The sequence below is a fragment of the Roseomonas acroporae genome (assembly GCF_023223525.1).
Classification (GTDB): domain Bacteria; phylum Pseudomonadota; class Alphaproteobacteria; order Acetobacterales; family Acetobacteraceae; genus Roseomonas_E; species Roseomonas_E acroporae.
In genome coordinates, this window is the sequence record NZ_JALPRX010000035.1 from 1 (window position 1) to 17,399 (window position 17,399).

14 protein-coding genes are annotated in these 17,399 nt (G+C 72.6%); 6 read left to right on the plus strand and 8 right to left on the minus strand.

Translation table 11 applies throughout. The features are described 5' to 3' along the window. Positions 1-151: 151 nt before the first annotated feature. The 4 genes from M0638_RS09240 to M0638_RS09255 form a co-directional block, all read right to left on the minus strand. Complete coding sequence (locus tag M0638_RS09240) at positions 152-1,585, minus strand: NAD-dependent succinate-semialdehyde dehydrogenase (RefSeq protein WP_248666690.1); 1,434 nt, start codon at positions 1,583-1,585, stop codon at positions 152-154. Positions 1,586-1,669: 84 nt separating this feature from the next. Continuing rightward, positions 1,670-2,236: a cob(I)yrinic acid a,c-diamide adenosyltransferase gene (locus tag M0638_RS09245; RefSeq protein ID WP_248666691.1), complete on the minus strand. Its 567-nt coding sequence runs from the start codon at positions 2,234-2,236 to the stop codon at positions 1,670-1,672. Positions 2,237-2,477: 241 nt separating this feature from the next. Continuing rightward, a complete protein-coding gene (locus M0638_RS09250) occupies positions 2,478-2,843 on the minus strand; it encodes an energy transducer TonB (RefSeq protein WP_248666692.1) in 366 nt (121 codons plus the stop codon). 759 nt (positions 2,844-3,602) lie between these two features. Beyond that, complete coding sequence (locus M0638_RS09255) at positions 3,603-4,538, minus strand: cation diffusion facilitator family transporter (protein ID WP_282571927.1); 936 nt, start codon at positions 4,536-4,538, stop codon at positions 3,603-3,605. 133 nt (positions 4,539-4,671) lie between these two features. Between M0638_RS09255 and M0638_RS09260 the strand changes: the two genes are divergently transcribed. Then, complete coding sequence (locus M0638_RS09260; protein ID WP_248666693.1) at positions 4,672-5,130, plus strand: hypothetical protein; 459 nt, start codon at positions 4,672-4,674, stop codon at positions 5,128-5,130. Between the two features lie 18 nt (positions 5,131-5,148). Here the strand turns inward: M0638_RS09260 and metH are convergent, their stop codons facing one another. Continuing rightward, the gene (gene metH / locus M0638_RS09265) at positions 5,149-8,643 is read right to left on the minus strand and encodes a methionine synthase (protein ID WP_248666694.1); all 3,495 of its coding nucleotides are present in this window, start codon (positions 8,641-8,643) and stop codon (positions 5,149-5,151) included. Between the two features lie 17 nt (positions 8,644-8,660). Continuing rightward, a complete protein-coding gene (locus M0638_RS09270) occupies positions 8,661-9,605 on the minus strand; it encodes an ArsR/SmtB family transcription factor (RefSeq protein WP_248666695.1) in 945 nt (314 codons plus the stop codon). 86 nt (positions 9,606-9,691) lie between these two features. Here M0638_RS09270 and M0638_RS09275 point away from each other — a divergent pair, with 86 nt between their 5' ends. After that, on the plus strand, positions 9,692-10,072 hold the full coding sequence (locus tag M0638_RS09275; protein WP_248666696.1) for a hypothetical protein: 381 nt from the start codon (positions 9,692-9,694) through the stop codon (positions 10,070-10,072). A gap of 68 nt (positions 10,073-10,140) precedes the next feature. Here M0638_RS09275 and M0638_RS09280 read toward each other — a convergent pair whose 3' ends face one another. Further along, entirely contained in the window at positions 10,141-10,671 is a 531-nt protein-coding gene (locus M0638_RS09280; RefSeq protein WP_248666697.1) for a GNAT family N-acetyltransferase, read from the minus strand. 423 nt (positions 10,672-11,094) lie between these two features. Between M0638_RS09280 and M0638_RS09285 the strand changes: the two genes are divergently transcribed. After that, the gene (locus M0638_RS09285; protein WP_248666698.1) at positions 11,095-11,907 is read left to right on the plus strand and encodes a ferredoxin--NADP reductase; all 813 of its coding nucleotides are present in this window, start codon (positions 11,095-11,097) and stop codon (positions 11,905-11,907) included. Positions 11,908-12,160: 253 nt separating this feature from the next. On the opposite strand, the gene M0638_RS09290 is transcribed toward M0638_RS09285, so the two are convergent. Beyond that, a complete protein-coding gene (locus M0638_RS09290) occupies positions 12,161-12,646 on the minus strand; it encodes a MarR family winged helix-turn-helix transcriptional regulator (RefSeq protein ID WP_248666758.1) in 486 nt (161 codons plus the stop codon). A gap of 157 nt (positions 12,647-12,803) precedes the next feature. On the opposite strand from M0638_RS09290, the gene M0638_RS09295 reads away from it, so the two are divergent. The 3 genes from M0638_RS09295 to M0638_RS09305 all read left to right on the plus strand — a co-directional run bounded on the left by M0638_RS09295 (position 12,804) and on the right by M0638_RS09305 (position 17,053). After that, complete coding sequence (locus M0638_RS09295) at positions 12,804-14,561, plus strand: MFS transporter (RefSeq protein WP_248666699.1); 1,758 nt, start codon at positions 12,804-12,806, stop codon at positions 14,559-14,561. Between the two features lie 330 nt (positions 14,562-14,891). Then, positions 14,892-15,236, plus strand: a complete 345-nt coding sequence (locus M0638_RS09300) for a DUF485 domain-containing protein (protein WP_248666700.1) — start codon at positions 14,892-14,894, stop codon at positions 15,234-15,236. Next, on the plus strand, positions 15,233-17,053 hold the full coding sequence (locus tag M0638_RS09305) for a cation acetate symporter (RefSeq protein ID WP_456316030.1): 1,821 nt from the start codon (positions 15,233-15,235) through the stop codon (positions 17,051-17,053). The genes M0638_RS09300 and M0638_RS09305 overlap by 4 nt, the downstream gene beginning before the upstream one ends. The last annotated feature ends 346 nt before the right edge of the window (positions 17,054-17,399 follow it).

Genomic DNA, 17,399 nt, shown 5'->3' on the forward strand with positions numbered 1-17,399 from the left:
GGGCGGCGCGTCCGCCGCGGGCAACGGCCCGCCCGCGGCAGGCCACCGTCCCGGGTGGAACGGCTGCCCGTTGCGGGCGGCCTCGAAGGGGCGCCGACCGGCGCCCCCCCCCGGCCCTCGAAGGGGCGCCGGCCGGCGCCCCCGGCCGATGTCAGAGCCCCGCCTGCGACACGAACTTCGGGTTCAGGTACGCCTCGATCGCCTCCGAGCCGCCCTCGGAGCCGTAGCCGCTGTCCTTGACGCCGCCGAACGGCACCTCGGGCAGGGCGAGGCCCATGTGGTTGATCGTCATCATGCCCGTCTCGACCTGGGCCGCGACGGCGTTCGCGGTCTTGGCGGAGCTGGTGTAGGCGTAGGCGGCGAGGCCGTAGGGCAGCCGGTTCGCCTCCGCCACCACCTCGTCGAGGTCGGCGAAGGGCAGCACCATGGCGAGCGGGCCGAACGGCTCCTCGTTCATCATCCGCATCTCGCGGTTGACGCCCGTCACCACGGTCGGCTCGAAGAAGTAGCCCTTGTTGCCGATGCGGTTGCCGCCGGTGCGGACCTCGGCGCCCTTCTGCCGGGCATCGGCGATCAGCGCCTCCATGGCCGGGATCCGGCGCTCGTTGGCGAGCGGGCCCATCGTGACCCCCTCCTCCATGCCGTTGCCGACCTTCACCGCCTTGGCCACGGCGACGAACTTCTCGACGAACTGGTCGTAGGACTTCTGCTGCACCAGGAAGCGGGTCGGCGAGACGCAGACCTGGCCGGCGTTGCGGAACTTCGAGCCGGCGAGCTGCTTCGCGGCGAGGTCGATGTCGGCGTCGTCGAACACGATGGCCGGGGCGTGGCCGCCGAGCTCCATGGTGACGCGCTTCATGTGCTTGCCGGCCAGCGCGGCCAGCATCTTGCCGACCGGGGTGGAGCCGGTGAAGGTCACCTTGCGGATCACCGGATGCGGGATCAGGTACTCGCTGATCTCGGCGGGCACGCCGTAGACCAGGTTGATGGCGCCCGCCGGCACGCCGGCGTCGACGTAGGCGCGGATCAGCTCGGCCGGCGAGGCCGGCGTCTCCTCCGGCGCCTTGACGATGATCGAGCAGCCCGTGGCCATCGCCGCCGAGAGCTTGCGCACCACCTGGTTGACCGGGAAGTTCCACGGCGTGAAGGCCGCGACCGGCCCGACCGGCTCCTTGACCACGAGCTGGTAGACGCCCGGGGCCCGCGCCGGGATCACCCGCCCATAGGCGCGCCGGGCCTCCTCGGCGAACCAGTCGATGACGTCGGCGCCGGCCAGCACCTCCATCCGCGCCTCGGCCACCGGCTTGCCCTGCTCCTGCGTCAGCAGCGGCGCGATGCGGTCGGCGCGCTCGCGCAGCAGGTTGGCGGCCTTGCGCATGATCTTGCTGCGCTCGAAGGCGGAGACGGCGCTCCAGGTGCGGAAGCCCTTCGCCGCCGCCTCCAGCGCCGCGTCGAGGTCGCCGCGCGAGGCGTGGGCGACGGTGCCGATCACCTCCTCGGTGGCCGGGTTGATCACGGGGATGCTGCGGCCGCCCTCGGCCTTGCGCCACTCGCCGTTGATGTGCAGCAGGACGTCTGGATACATGGGTTTCTCCGTCGGTGACGTGGTCGGGGTGCCGCGCGGGGCGGGGCGCCTTCCGGCCCGCCCGCGCGTTATATGCCAGCCACGCTAGCGCGTCGCCCCCGGCTGCCATAGCAGTTCCGTCGCCTCGCCCGCATTCAGCAGCCGGGAAAGCACGAAGAGGTGGTCGGAGAGGCGGTTGAGGTAGTGCAGCACCGCCGGGTTGACCGCCTCCTCGGCGGCCAGCCGCACCACGCGCCGCTCCGCCCGGCGCACCACGGTACGGGCCAGGTGCGCGTGCGCGGCGGCCGGGGTGCCGCCCGGCAGCACGAAGGAGCGCAGCGGCGGCAGCGCCGCGTTCATCGCCGCGATCTCGGCCTCCAGCCGCGCCGACTGCGCGGCCGCGAGTCGCAGCCGATCCCCTCCCAGCCCGGGCACGCAGAGGTCGGCGCCGAGGTCGAACAGGTCGTTCTGGATCCGGGCCAGGCTCTCGTCGGCCAGCCTGCCGTCCGGGCCGGCGACGTGCAGGCGCAGCAGGCCGATGGCGGCGTTCGCCTCGTCCACCTCGCCGATCGCCTCGATGCGCGCCGCGTCCTTGCGCAGCCGGGCGCCGTCGCCGAGCGAGGTCTCGCCGGCATCGCCGCCACGGGTCGTGATCACGTCGAGCTTCACCATGCGGGTCCACCTGTCGGGCGGGGCGGCACCCGGCCCCGCCACCCAGAGCATCTTCAAACCGAGCGAGCTCGCCCGGCGCCTCGGAAAATGCGAAAAACCAAAAGGCTGGAGCCGTTCCGGGCCGGCACGGTCGGGCCGGCACGGCTCCGGCGCGGCCCGCTTCGTCGGCCGGTCCACGGTGCGCGGCATATCGGTATCCATGGCCGCCGCCGCCACCCCCTGCCACCCGACGGGCCCCGTCTCAGCGCCGGCGCGGCACCGGGTCACGGAAGGTGACGGACCAGGTGACGGTGGAGAAGACCGGGCGCCCCTCCCGCAGGCCGGGAACGAAGCGGCAGCGGCGCGCGGCGCGCGAGGCGGCCTCGTCGAGCGCCGGGAAGCCGCTGCTGGCGGTCACGGTGGCGGCGACCACGTGGCCGTCGTCGGCGACGCGCAGGCGCAGGCTGACCGTGCCGGCCTCGCCGCGCTCCTGGCTCTCGGCCGGGTACTGGATCGCCTGGCAGGTGGAATCGCTCAGGCGCGGCGCCACCGTGGCGCCCTCGGCCATGGCGTAGGCGGCGCCGTTCCGGCCCGCCGCATCGCCGCGGCCGCGCCCATCGCCGAGCATGAGCGGCGGCGCGCCGGATCCCCAGGGACTTGCGGGCGGGTTCACCCCGGCGGGTGCCCCAGGGGTCGCCCCAGGGGTCGCCCCAGGGGTCGCTCCAGGGGGCGCGATGGCGGCGGGTCGGGGCGGCGGGGGCGGAGGCGCCGGCGGGGGTGGCAGGGGCAGCGGCTCCTCGGCGGGAGGCCGGGCGGCCTCCGGCCGGCGCGGCGGGGCCGCGGGCGGCGGGAGCGGATCGACCGGGGTCGGAACCGGCGGCACGGCCGCGACCGCAGGATCGTGTGGCGGAGGCGCCGTCTCGCGGGGCGACGGGGACGCTTCCGCGACGACGGGCGGCGCGACGGGAGACGGCGTGGCGGGAGACGGTGCGGCGGGCGGCGCCGCGTCGGCCGTCACCGGGTCCGCCGGGGCCGCGCCGGCCTCCGGTGCGGCCGGCGGCGCGTCCCTGGCCGGGTCGGAGGCGCCTCCCTCGGGCGACGCGTCGGCCCAGATCAGCGCGACGCCCCGGGCCTCGCCGGCCGTCGGTCCGGACTCTCCCGGCGCGAGCAGCGCGGCCGCCAGCAGCGCGCCGTGCAGCAGGAGCGACGCGGCGACGGCGGGGCCACGCCGCCCGCCCGCCCGGCCGGCCGCCCCCCGCCATGCCGCGCCGCGTCCCTCCCGCCCCTGCCCCGCGCCGCCCCCGGAGGGCGGCCGGGGCGACGGCAGGCGGGGCGGATCGCGGCGGCGGCCCCGCCCGTCCGGGCACGCCGGCTCAGCCAAGCGGGCTCAACCGAACTGGCTCACCGGCCGCGCCCCGCCCGGGGCGTGGTCGTGCTTCGCCTTGCCCTCGGGCTCGACATGGATGCCGACGACCACCTTCGGGATGGCGGCGCGCAGCGCGGCCTCGATGCGGTCGCAGATGTCGTGCGCCTCCGTCACCCGCATCTCGCCGGGCACGACGAGGTGGAACTCGACGAAGGTGACCTGCCCGGCATGGCGCGTGCGCAGGTCGTGCGCCTCCAGCGCACCCATGGCGGTGGAGGCGATCAGGCCGCGTATCCGCTCGATCAGCTCGGGCTCGGCCGCCTCGTCCATCAGCCCGCCCACCGAATCGCGCAGCAGCACGCCGCCCGACCACAGGATGTTCAGCGCCGTCAGCGCCGCCAGCAGCGGATCGAGCCAGAGCACGCCGGTCAGCGCCACCAGCCCGACGCCGACGATCACGCCGGCCGAGGTGATCACGTCCGCCTGCAGGTGCTTGGCATCGGCCAGCAGCGCCGGCGAGCGCAGCGCCCGGCCGCGGCGGAACAGCACCCAGGCCCAGACCCCGTTCACCACCGAGGCGACGGCCGAGACGGCGAGGCCCAGCGCCGGCGCGTCCGGCGCGCGCGGCGCCTGGAAGCCGAACCAGGCCTCGCGCAGGATCAGCAGCGCGGCGAGCACGATCAGCACCCCCTCCAGCACCGCCGAGAAGTACTCGGCCTTGGAGTGGCCGTAGGGGTGGTTGGCGTCGGCCGGCCGGCCGGCCAGGATCAGCGCCACCAGCGCCCCGAGCGAGGCGCCGACGTTCACCACGCTCTCCAGCGCGTCGGCGAGCAGCGCCACCGAGCCGGTCAGCCACCAGGCAACGGTCTTCAGCCCCAGCACGCCGAAGGCGACCGCCATGGTCGACCAGGCGGTCCGCACGGCGCGCCCGGTCGCGTCGTTCTTTGCAGCGATCAAGTCCTGTCATCCCCCGTCTGCCGCGCGGGAACCGTTGCCGCCCGCCCGGACTTTGACGCGGCGCCGGTTATCGCGGGCCCCGCCGGGCCGGGAAAGCGCCGGCGACGCACCGCAGACCCGAGGAGCATGCCCGATGCGCCGCCCAAGGCCTATCTTCCGGTCGCCGTCCGCCCCGCGCCGGGCCCTCGCCGGGGTGCCGGCCCCGGCCTTTCCCCCGGCCTTTCCCCTGGCACTCCTCCGGACCTTCCTCGGGATCTTCCTCGGGATCTTCCTCTGGGCCCTCCTGGCCTGCCCCGGCACGGCGCGGGCGCAGGCGGTCATCGAGGACCCGCTGGTGAACGGCCTGCCGGTGGATCGCTGCGGCGACCGCAACGGCCATGCCGACTGCACGCCGGCGGGCGAGGCGCTCGCCGCCGACCGGGTCTGCAACTACTACCGCTACGCCGGCAGCGCCGCCGCGCCGCGCACGGCTCCCTATGGCGGCCCGCTGTACCGCTGGTCCGGCGTGTTCGCGCCGGACGGTCGGGAGATCTGGGGCGCCTTCGCGCAGCGCCACGGCGGCAGCCGGATCGACGCCGTGGCCTGCCGCTGAGCCGCCGCGCCCGCCCGGTCAGACCGAGAAGTACTTGGCGCGCGGGTGGTGCAGCACGATCGCGCTGGTGGACTGCTCCGGGTGGAGCTGCCACTCGTCGGAGATCGAGACGCCGATCCGCTCCGCCCCCAGCAGCCGCAGCAGCGGCACCTGGTCCTCCAGCCTCGGGCAGGCCGGATAGCCAAAGGAGTAGCGGCCGCCGCGATAGCCCTGCTGGAGCATCCGCTCCATGTCGCGGTCGTCCTCGCCGGCGAAGCCCAGCTCGGCGCGGATGCGCTTGTGCGTGTACTCCGCCATCGCCTCGGCCATCTCCACCGAGAGGCCGTGCAGGTAGAGATAGTCCTGGTAGCGGTTCTCCTCGAACCACTCCCGCGCCACGTCCGAGGCCTGCTGCCCGACCGTCACCACCTGCAGCCCGATCACGTCGCGTTCCGCGTCGTCCACGTCGCGCACCAGGTCGGCGATGCACTCGCCGTCCTGCTTCGGCTGGCGCGGCAGGGTGAAGCGGGCGGCCTCCGTGGTGCCGTCCGGCTCGAACAGGATCAGCTCGTTGCCCTGCCCGGCCGCCTTCCAGTAGCCGTAGATCGCCTGCGGCCGCAGGATCTTCTTCTCGTCGGTCAGCGCCAGCATGCGCTTGAGCACCGGGCGCAGCTCCTGCTTCGCCCAGCCGAGGAAATCCTCCAGGCTGCGGCCCTGCTTGCGGAAGCCCCACTGGAATTGATAGAGGCTGCGCTCGTTGATGAAGGGCACGATCGCCTTCGGCGCCGCCTCGATCACCCGCGCCCCCCAGAAGGGCGGCTCGGGCACGGCCACGCCCTGCTCCAGCCTACGACGCCGCTCCTGCGCGTAGTTCACGTCCACCGGCTGGAACGCCTTCGCGTCCGCCTGCCCCAGCGTGCGGGCGGTGTTGCGCGCCTTGCCGGCGCGCTTGCTCTGCAACGCGGCGAGGTAGCCGTCGAAGTCGTTGCCCATCACCCGGTCCATCAGGTGCAGCCCGTCGAAGGCGTCGCGGGCATAGGCGACGCGGCCGCAGCCATAGGCGCGGACGCAGTCGTCCTCGACGTAGTTGCGCGTCAGCGCGGCGCCGCCGAGCAGCACCGGCACCTCGACGCCCTGGCGGCTCATCTCCTCCAGGTTCTCGCGCATCACCACGGTGGACTTCACCAGCAGGCCGGACATGCCGATGGCGTGCGCGTTGTGCTCGCGCACGGCGGCCACCATGTCGGCCAGCGGCACCTTGATGCCGAGATTGACCACGCGGTAGCCGTTGTTGGTCAGGATGATGTCGACGAGGTTCTTGCCGATGTCGTGCACGTCGCCCTTGACCGTGGCGAGCACGATGGTGCCCTTCTCCTGGCCCGCGATCCGCTCCATGTGCGGCTCCAGCCAGGCGACGGCGGCCTTCATCGTCTCGGCCGATTGCAGCACGAAGGGGAGCTGCATCTTGCCGGCGCCGAACAGCTCGCCCACCACCTTCATCCCGTCCAGCAGGATGTTGTTGATGATGTCGAGCGGCCGGTTGCCGTTGGCCATCGCCTCGGCGAGGTCCTCGTCCAGCCCCTTGCGGTCGCCATCGACGATGCGGTCCTTGAGCCGCCCCTCGGCGGTCTCGGCGCGCTTCTTGCCCGCCGTGTCGGCCGCCTTGCGGCCGGCGAACATCTCCAGCAGCCGTTGCAGCGGGTCGTAGCCCTCGCGCCGGCGGTCGTAGATCAGGTCCTCGGCGACCTGCACCTCCTCGGGTGGGATCTGGTGCAGCGGCTTGATCTTGGAGACGTGGACGATCGCCCCGGTCATGCCCGCCTTCACCGCATGGTCGAGGAACACGCTGTTCAGCACGTGCCGCGCCGCCGGGTTGAGGCCGAAGGAGATGTTGGAGAGGCCGAGGATGATCTGGATGTCCGGGAATTCCTCGCGAATCATGCGGATCCCCTCCAGCGTCCACAGCCCGAGCTTGCGGTCGTCCTCGTTGCCGGTCGCGATGGTGAAGGTCAGCGGGTCGATCAGCAGGTCGCTCTGCGGCAGGCCGTGCCGGTTGCAGGCGAAGTCCACCAGGCGGCGCGCGATGCGCATCTTGTCCTCGGCGGTCTTGGCCATGCCCACCTCGTCGATGGTGAGCGCGATCACGGCGGCGCCGAACTTCTTCGCCAGCACCATGCGGTCGGTCGCATGGCCCTCGCCGTCCTCGAAATTGATCGAGTTGATGATCGGCTTGCCGCCATGGCGCTTCAGCGCCGATTCCAGCACCGGCGTCTCGGTAGAATCGATCACCAGCGGCGCGTTGACGCTGCTGGTGAAGCGCGTGACCACCTCGTTCATCTCGGCCAGCTCGTCGCGGCCGACGAAGGCGACGCAGACGTCGAGCGAGTTGGAGCCCTCGCCCACCTGCTCGCGCCCCATGGCGACGCAGCCATCCCAGTCATGCGCCGCCTGCCGCTCGCGCCACGCCTTGGAGCCGTTGGCGTTGCAGCGCTCGCCGATCGAGAAGTAGCTGTTCTCCTGCCGCAGCGGCACGGCGCCGTAGAGGCTGGCCACCGAGGGCACCCAGTGCACCGTGCGCGCCGCCGGCGCCGGGCGGTGGCGCTCGCCGCCGAGGCGGCGCAGCATCGCGTCCAGCCCCTGGATGTGCGGGATCGAGGTGCCGCAGCAGCCGCCGACCAGCCCGACGCCGTCCTCGGTGACGAAGCGCTCCATCCAGCTCGCCATCTCGGCGGCGCCCAGCGGGTAGTGGGTCCTGCCGTCCACCAGCTCCGGCAGGCCGGCATTGGGCTGCACCGAGACGATCCCCGGCCAGTTGCGCGACAGCCAGCGCACGTGCTCGGCCATCTCCTGCGGCCCGGTGGCGCAGTTGAGCCCGAGCAGCGGCACGTCCAGCGCCTGCACCACCGTCGCGGCCGCCGCGATGTCGGGGCCGACCAGCAGCGTGCCGGTGGTCTCCACCGTCACCTGCACGAAGATCGGGATGTCGCTGCCGCGCGCCAGCTTCGCCGCCTTGGCGGCGTTGACCGCGGCCTTGATGAACAGCGTGTCCTGGTTGGTCTCGGTCAGCAGCGCGTCGGCGCCGCCATCGATCAGGCCGAGGCACTGCTCGGTCAGCGCCGCCTCCAGCCGGTCGTACTCGATATGGCCGAGCGAGGGCAGCTTGGTCCCCGGGCCGATATCGCCGATCACCCAGCGGTGGCGGCCGTCGGCGAAGCTCTCCGCCGCCTCGCGCGCCAGCTCCACGGAAAGACGGTTGATCTCGTGCGCGCGGTCGCCCAGCTCGAACTCGTCCAGCGTCACCGGGCTGCCGCCGAAGCTGTTGGTCAGCACCATGTCGGAGCCGGCCTCGTAGTAGCCGCGATGGATCTCGCGCACGAGGTCGGGGCGGGAGAGGTTCAGCACCTCGGTGCAGTTCTCCTTGCCCCAGTAGTCCTTCTCGACGTCGAGCGTCAGCGCCTGCACGCGGCTGCCCATGCCGCCGTCGCAGAGCAGCACGCGGTCGCGCAGCGCATCCAGCAGGTGCGGTCTGGCCATCTCGTCGGTATTCCCTGTCAGACCTTCTCGGCCACCGCCGCCGGCGCCTCGGCGCGTCGGCGTGCCTGCCAGAGACGCACCGGCAGCACGCCGGCGATCTCCTCGACCCCGGCGGGCGCGCAGCCCGCCGCCCCGAACCAGCCGGCCATGGCGGCGTCGTCGAAGCCCGGCCAGCGATGCGCGTGCCGCTCCAGCAGCGCGTGGCCGGCATGCGGCGCCAGATCGACCACCAGCAGCACGCCGCCCGGCCGCAGCACCCGCGCCGCCTCGGCCAGCGCCGCCGCCGGGTCGTCCACGTAGTGCAGCACCATCTGCATGGTGGCGGCGTCGAAGCCGGCATCCGGCAGCGGCAGCCGGTACAGATCGGCCTGCCGCACCGCGCAATTGGCGAGCCCGTGCTCGGCCAGGCGCGCCCGCGCCAGCGCCAGCATCTCGCGGCTGGCATCGACGCCGAGCGCGCTGCCGACGAGCGGCGCCACCAGCTCCAGCAGCCGGCCCGTGCCGGTGCCGATGTCGAGCAGCCGCTCCGTCCCCGCCGGCAGCAGCCGCAGCAGCGCCGCCTCGATCGCGGCGGCGGGCAGTTCCAGCGCCCGCGTCTCGTCCCACTCGGCGCCCTGGCGCTGGAATGCCTCCGAGGCCTCGCGCGCCTTCTCGGCGGCCAGGCGCACGGCCTGCCGGCGGTCGGCGGCGAGCATCGTGTCGTCCTCGGGCAGCCGCGCCAGGATGGTGCGGGCGAGACCGGCCAGGGCGGGCACCTGGAAATAGGCGTTCGCCCCCTCCGGCGTGCGCTCCAGCAGCCCGGCCTCGACCAGCAGCTTGAGATGGCGCGACAGGCGCGGCTGCGACTGGCCGAGCACGGCGCAGAGATCGGTCACGCAGAAGGCGCCGCGGGCGCACAGGGCGAGCAGCCGCAGCCGGGTCGGCTCGGCGGCGGCGCGCAGCTGGGCGACCAATTCTTCCATGGCACCTAGAAGGACATAAACATATCCTTATGTCAAACGGTGCCGCGGGGCCTTGCCGCCTCCGTGCCGCGGCGGGAGAACCAATCATGGCCCTGCGGATCGATGCCCGAATTCCCGTGCAGATCGTCGCCGACCGCGCGGCGCTGCTCGACGCGCTGCGCGCGCATCCCGGCGCCGCCATCCTCGCCGACGCACCGCTCGACCCGGCGCCGGCGGGCGCGGCGACGCTGCTGGTGCTGGACCCCGCCCCGCCCGCCGGCCTTCCGCACCCCGCCGCCTGCGCCTGCTGCACCGGCCGCGGCCCGGCGGCGACGGCGCTGGACCGGCTGTTCCAGGCCCGCGTGCGCGGCCAGGTGCCCTGGTTCACCCGCGTGCTCGCCCTGCTGCCGGACGCCGAGGCCCAGGCGGCGGTCGACCTCGCCCTCTACATGGACCCGCTGGCGTCGAGCCGCTTCCGCCCGGCCTGAGGGCGGCCCCGGGCGCGACCACCCCACGCCGATCGGCCGGACCGCTCCATCCGCCGCGGGGCGGAACGCTACGCCGGGATGGTGCGGTCGCCCTCGCCCAGCGCGCGCTGCATCGTCACCGTGTCCAGCCAGCGGCCGAACTTGAAGCCCACCGACTTCAGCAGCCCGGCCTGCCGGAAGCCCAGCGACAGGTGCAGGCCGATCGAGCCGACATTGTCGGAATCGCCGATCACCGCGAGCATCTGCCGGAAGCCCTGCGCCTCGGCGCGCTCCAGCAGCAGTGCCACCAGCGTCTTGCCGACGCCCTGGCCGCGCACGTCCTCGCGCACGTAAATCGAATCCTCGGCGGCGAACCGGTAGGCGGAGCGGTCGCGGTACTGGCTGTAGTAGGCGAACCCGACCACCTCGGGGCCCGACGGCCCCGGCTCCTCCGCCACCAGCCAGGCCCAGCCGGCGCCCTGCACCTTGCGCAGCCGCGCCGCCATCTCGTCGAGGTCCGGCGGCACCTCCTCGAAGGTGCCGGTGCCGTGCAGCACGTGATGGGCGTAGATGGCGGTCAGGGCCGGCAGATCGGCTTCGACGGCATCGCGGATCGACATGCGGTTCCTGGCCTCGTCTCACGCCGCATCGGACGGCCCGCCGGGGCTGCCCGACGGCGCACCCTCCGGCGTGGCCCCGGCGCGGTCCCCCTGGCGCAGCCCCTCGACACGGCCCGCCGGCGCGCGCCGCTGCTGCACCGTCTCGCGATGCACCCCGTCACGTCCGGGCGGGCCGTCGGGGATCCGCGCCGGCCGGCCCGGCCTGCCGCCGCGGGTCAGCCCCCGACAGGCCACGCAACCTGCTTAGCGTCTCGCGCCCCGCCGGGGCAAGTTCCTCCCGTCGCCGGCCGCCCGCGGCCCCGGGAAGCGGGCGGCCCGGGCGAAGACGGGATTTGCCCATGCCGGCCGCGTGGATCTGACGCGGCGCCGCTGCATTAAGCGCGATGTTGCATCGGGCATTGCGGTGCAGCATTTTGCATCGCCATGAGCTCCGCCCTCTCCTCCCGGCCCGCCCCCGCCAAGACGGCTCCCTTCTTCCAGGAACGGGTGCTCACCGTCCATCACTGGACCGACAAGCTGTTCAGCTTCACCGCGACCCGCGACCCGGCCCTGCGGTTCCAGGCCGGGCAGTTCGTGATGATCGGGCTGGAGGTCGAGGGCAAGCCGCTGCTGCGGGCCTACTCCATCGCCAGCGCGCCCTGGGAGGAGACGCTCGAATTCCTCTCGATCAAGGTGCCGAACGGGCCGCTCACCTCCCGGCTGAAGCTCATCCAGCCGGGCGACACGCTGCTGGTCGGCCGCAAGCCGGTGGGCACGCTGGTGACGGACAGCCTGCTCCCCGGCCGCACCCTCTGGCTGATCGGCACCGGCACCGGCCTCGCGCCCTGGATGAGCCTGATCCGCGAGCCGGACGTGTACGACCGCTTCGAGCGCGTGGTGGTGGTGCACGGCGTGCGCGAGGTGGCCGAGCTGGCCTACCAGGACTACATCACCCGCGAGCTGCCGGCGCACGAGCTGCTGGGCGAGCTGGTGGCGGACAAGCTCCTCTACTACCCGACCGTCACGCGCGAGGCCTTCCGCAACCAGGGCCGGGTGACCGACCTGATCGAGAACGGCAGGCTGTTCGCGGATCTCGGCCTGCCGCCGATCTCGCCCGAGGCCGACCGGGTGATGCTGTGCGGCAGCCCGGCCATGCTCACGGACGTGACCAGGCTGCTGGAGGCGCGCGGCTTCGCCGAGGGCAGCCATGCCGAGCCGGGCCATTACGTGATCGAGAAGGCCTTCGTCGAGAAGTAGCCCCTCCCTGCCGACACCGGCCCCTGCCGACGCCGGCAGGGCCCGGCATCGGCGCAAGGGCGCCGTGGCACGGCCAACGCGATCCTGAACACCCGCCTCCGCCCGCCGGGCCGGCCTCGGCAGCCCCGGAACGACAGCCGGCGAAGCCGGCCCGGCGGCCACGGCACGCCGGAGTCGCCCCACGGCCTGCCCGGATCCCCGCCCGCGGCACGAACTCACGCCGCCGGAGCCGTCCGCCCCCCGGCGCTCCGCCTCAGCCGGCGATCCGCCGCAGCAATTCGCAGAGCTGATGACGCTCCGCCACCGACAGCGGATCGAGCAGGGCGTCGTTGGTCGCGTGGGCCTGGGTGGCGGTGCCCCGCAGCACGGCGCGCCCGGCCGGGGTCAGGCTCAGCACGACCGTGCGGCGATCCATCGGATCGCGGCTCGAATCGACCAGGCCGCGCGCGATCAGCCGCTGCACCACCCCCTGGATGGTGGCCGGGTCCATGGCGACCGAGCGGCCGAGCCGGTTCTGCGTCACCCGCCCGAATTCCTCCAGCTTCAGCAGCGTGGCGAATTGGGGCGGCGTGATCGACACCTCGCCGATCCGCTCCTGGAACAGAGCCAGGTGCCGCTGCTGCGCCCGGCGCAGCAGATGCCCGACCGAATCCTCGAGGCAGTAGTCGATGGCGGCCGAGGTCGGCGTCGCGTTGGTCGCGATCTTCGCCGGGGCTGCCGGGTCGAGCATCGTTCTCATCACCCCCCCTAAATCGTACACGATCCAATTGATCGCGCGTCTCGCCGCGGGCGTCAATGAAACCGTGCCGGCGACATCATCCGGATTGGAATGAATTTCCTTTCGCGGAGGTCATTTTGCTGCAATTTTCGCTTCATAATATCGCCGGAAACGTACCATGTCCTCAAGCCGCACCGCCGCCCTGGCCAGCCCCAAGGGACAGCCCATGACCCGGGAGGAGCGCAAGGTCATCCTGGGCTCCTCCCTCGGCACCGTCTTCGAATGGTACGACTTCTACCTCTACGGCAGCCTCGCCACGCTGATCGGGGCGCAGTTCTTCTCCCAGTATCCGGAGGGGACGCGCAACATCTTCGCGCTCCTCACCTTCGCCGCCGGCTTCCTGGTGCGCCCCTTCGGCGCGCTGGTGTTCGGCCGCCTCGGCGACCTCGTCGGCCGCAAGTACACCTTCCTCGTCACCATCGTGATTATGGGCGCCTCGACCTTCCTGGTCGGCGTCCTGCCCGGCTCCGAGGCGATCGGCATCGCCGCGCCGGTCATCCTGATCGTGCTGCGCTGCCTCCAGGGCCTCGCCCTCGGCGGCGAGTACGGCGGCGCCGCGACCTACGTCGCCGAGCACGCGCCGAACGGCAGGCGCGGCTTCTACACCTCCTTCATCCAGATCACCGCGACGGCGGGCCTGTTCCTGTCGCTGCTGGTGATCCTGGCCACCCGCACCATCATCGGCGAGGCGGACTTCGCCGCCTGGGGCTGGCGCGTGCCCTTCCTGGTCTCGATCCTGCTGCTCGGCATCTCCGTCTGGATCCGCTCGACGCTGAACGAGAGCCCGGCCTTCCGGAAGATGAAGGAGGAGGGCACCCACTCCAAGGCGCCGCTCTCCGAGGCGTTCGGGCAGTGGCGCAACGCGAAATGGGCACTGCTCGCGCTGCTCGGCATGGTCATGGGCCAGGCCGTGGTCTGGTACACGGGCCAGTTCTACGCGCTGTTCTTCCTCGGCTCGATCCTGAAGGTGGACGGCGCCACCACCAACCTGCTGATCGCCTGGTCGCTGCTGCTCGGCTCGGGCGGCTTCGTGCTGTTCGGCTGGCTGTCGGACAAGGTGGGGCGCAAGCCGATCATCCTGGGCGGCTGCCTGATCGCCGCCCTGACCTACTTCCCGCTGTTCAAGCTGCTGACCGCCGAGGCGAACCCGGCGCTGCACCAGGCGCACCAGACCATCCCGGTGCAGGTGGTGGCGGACCGCTCCCTCTGCTCCTTCCAGTTCAACCCGGTCGGCACGGCGCAGTTCACCAGCCCCTGCGACATCGCCAAGGCGGCGCTGGCCCGTGCCGGCGCGATCTACGGCACCGAGGACGCGCCCGCCACCGGCAGTGCCGCCATCCGCGTCGGCGGCACGACGGTGACGGCCCCCGATCTCCGCGCGCTGGAGCCGGCGCAGCGCGCCCCGGCGCTGGCCGCCTTCAATCGTGAGGTGACGGCGGCGCTGACCGCCGCCGGCTATCCGGCGGCGAACAACCCCAGCGTGGTCCGGATGTCGGGGCCGTTCGACGTGTTCCGCGAGCAGCCGGCGGTGATCATCGGCGTGCTGACCATCCTCGTGCTCTACGTCACCATGGTCTACGGCCCGATCGCCGCGGCGCTGGTGGAGCTGTTCCCGACGCGCATCCGCTACACCTCGATGTCGCTGCCCTACCACATCGGCAACGGCTGGTTCGGCGGGCTGCTGCCGGCCACCTCGCTGGCGATGGTGGCGCAGACCGGCGACATCTATTTCGGCCTCTGGTACCCGATCGTGGTGGCGGCGGCGACGGTGGTGATCGGGGCGCTCTTCCTGCCCGAGACCAAGGACCGCGACATCTTCGCCGACGAGCCCGAGGCCCCCGCGGCCCGCGCCGGCGCCGGCCGGGCCAAAATCTGACACCGGCCCGCACGGGTCCCGACCCGTGCGGGCCGGTATCGTGCCCGGGGTTGGCGGGGCGGCCGCGCGCCGATGGGCGGCCCCGCGCGAGCGCCGGTCCGCGAGGCCGGCGGGAGGGATGGCGCAGGGGGTTTCCATGCCGGGAAGGGTCCGGCGCACCGCGCCGGGCGCGCCCCGGGAAGCCGAGCCGAAGATGAGGGAAATATAATCTCCGTTCCGTATCGAATACTGCTAGTGACTCCAGCAACTACGATGGGGGAGTCACGTCTTTTGGCTCAGCAATCAACAGCCTTCCGGGGGGCGAACCCGGCCGGGCCGACTGCCGCGTCCGTGGCGCCGCCCGCCGACGCCCGCGACGGCGATCCCGCCACGGCCGACGCCGTGACGCAGCGCATCCTGCACAGCCCGAGCTTCCAGGAGCTCGTCCGCACCCGCACCCGCTTCGCCTGGACCATGTCCGGCATCATGCTGGCCATCTATCTCGGCTTCATCTTCCTCGTCGCCTTCGCCCAGGGCGTCCTGGCGGTCAAGGTCGGCACCACGACCTCGCTCGGCATCGTGCTCGGCGTGGTGGTGATCCTCGCGGCCTTCGCGCTGACCGGCATCTACGTCCAGCGCGCCAACGGCCGCTTCGACGAGCTCACCCGCCGCGTGCGCCAGGAGGCAGGCCGATGAGCGGCCCGCGACACGCCCCCCCATCGTCCGCCCCCCTGCCGCCCGTCCTCCTGCCGCCCGCTCCCCTGCCGCCCGTCCAGGCAGGCAGCGGCGCGGCGGGCGCGGCGCTGGCGCGCGCGCCCCGCCTGCTTCCCGCCATGGCGGGCCTCGCCGCCTGGGCCGGCGCCACGGCACTCGCCGGCACCGCCCACGCGGCCGACGCGATCAGCGGCGCGGTGCAGCGCCAGCCGCTGAACTGGCCGGCCATCGTCATGTTCTTCCTGTTCGTGCTGCTGACGCTCGGCATCACCTACCGGGCGGCGCGGCAGTCGCGCTCGGCGGCCGACTTCTACGCGGCGGGCGGCGGCATCACCGCCTGGCAGAACAGCCTCGCCATCGCCGGCGACTACATGTCGGCCGCCTCCTTCCTCGGCATCTCGGCCCTGGTCTTCACCAGCGGCTTCGACGGGCTGATCTACTCGATCGGCTTCCTGGTCGGCTGGCCGATCGTGCTGTTCCTGATCGCCGAGCGGCTGCGCAACCTCGGCAAGTTCACCTTCGCCGACGTCGCCTCCTTCCGCCTCGCGCAGACGCCGATCCGCATCCTCTCGGCCGTCGGCACGCTGGTCGTGGTCGCCTTCTACCTGATCGCGCAGATGGTGGGCGCGGGCAAGCTGATCCAGCTGCTGTTCGGCATGGAGTACCTGCACGCCGTCGTCATCGTCGGCGTGCTGATGATCGTCTACGTGGCCTTCGGCGGCATGAAGGCGACGACCTGGGTGCAGATCATCAAGGCCTGCCTGCTGCTCGGCGGCGCCACCTTCATGGCGCTGGCCGTGCTCTGGCACTTCGGCTTCAGCCCGGAGGCGATGTTCGCGAGCGCCGTCGCCACTCACCCGCGCGGCGATTCCATCATGCGCCCCGGCAACCTGGTGGCCGACCCGGTCTCGGCGATCTCGCTCGGCCTCGCGCTGATGTTCGGCACGGCCGGCCTGCCGCACATCCTGATGCGCTTCTTCACCGTCTCGAACGCCCAGGCGGCGAGGAAGTCGGTGTTCTACGCCACCGGCTTCATCGCCTACTTCTACATCCTCACCTTCATCATCGGCTTCGGCGCCGTCAGCTTCCTGATGAACGACCCGACCTACTACAACGTCGGCGCGGACGGGCTGTACAACAAGCTGACCGGCCTGATCGGCGGCACCAACATGGCGGCGGTCCACCTCGCCAACGCCGTCGGCGGCTCGCTCTTCCTCGGCTTCATCTCGGCCGTCGCCTTCGCCACCATCCTCGCCGTGGTGGCGGGGCTGACGCTTTCCGGCGCCTCGGCGGTCAGCCACGACCTCTACGCCTCGGTCTTCGCCCGCGGGCGCACGACGGAGGCGAGCGAGGTGCGGCTGTCCAAGATCTCGGCGGTGGTGATCGGGCTGGTCGCGATCTGGCTGGGCTACATCTTCGAGAACATGAACGTCGCCTTCATGGTGGGCCTCGCCTTCGCGGTGGCGGCGAGCTGCAACTTCCCGGTGCTGCTGATGTCCATCCTGTGGGGCGGCACCACCACCATGGGCGCGCTGCTCGGCGGCCTCTGCGGCCTCGTCAGCGCCGTGGTGATGGTGGTGCTGAGCAAGGCGGTGTGGGTGGACACCTTCCACCACCCGGCGGCCCTGTTCCCCTACGACAACCCGGCCCTGTTCTCGATGCCGATCGCCTTCGTCGGCATCTGGCTGTTCTCGAAGCTCGACACCTCGCGCCGGGCGAAGCTGGAGCAGGCGGCGTTCGACGCGCAGTTCGTGCGCTCGGAAACCGGGATCGGCGCGGCAACGGCGCACCAGCACTGACCCGACGGGGAGGGCTCCGCCCTCCCCGGACCCCCGCTCCGTCATCGGAAAGGGCTCCGCCCTCCCCGTACCCCTCCGGCCAGGAAGGGCGCTGCCCTTCCCGGACCCATCCCGGCAGGAGGGCGAGGCCCTCCTGCACCTCTCTTCGTCCGGGTCCGGGAGGTCGAAGCAGCCCGGATGTCCCTTCCGGAAAGGGGTTTCCAAAGGGGCTTCGCCCTTTGGTGGGGTGCAGGGGCGAAGCCCCTGCCGGGGTCCGGGGCGGAGCCCCGATGCCCGCACGCCGGCCGCGCAACCCCTGCTTGCCCGACCGAATTCCCCCATGCTAGAGGGGCCCGCGGCTCGCCCG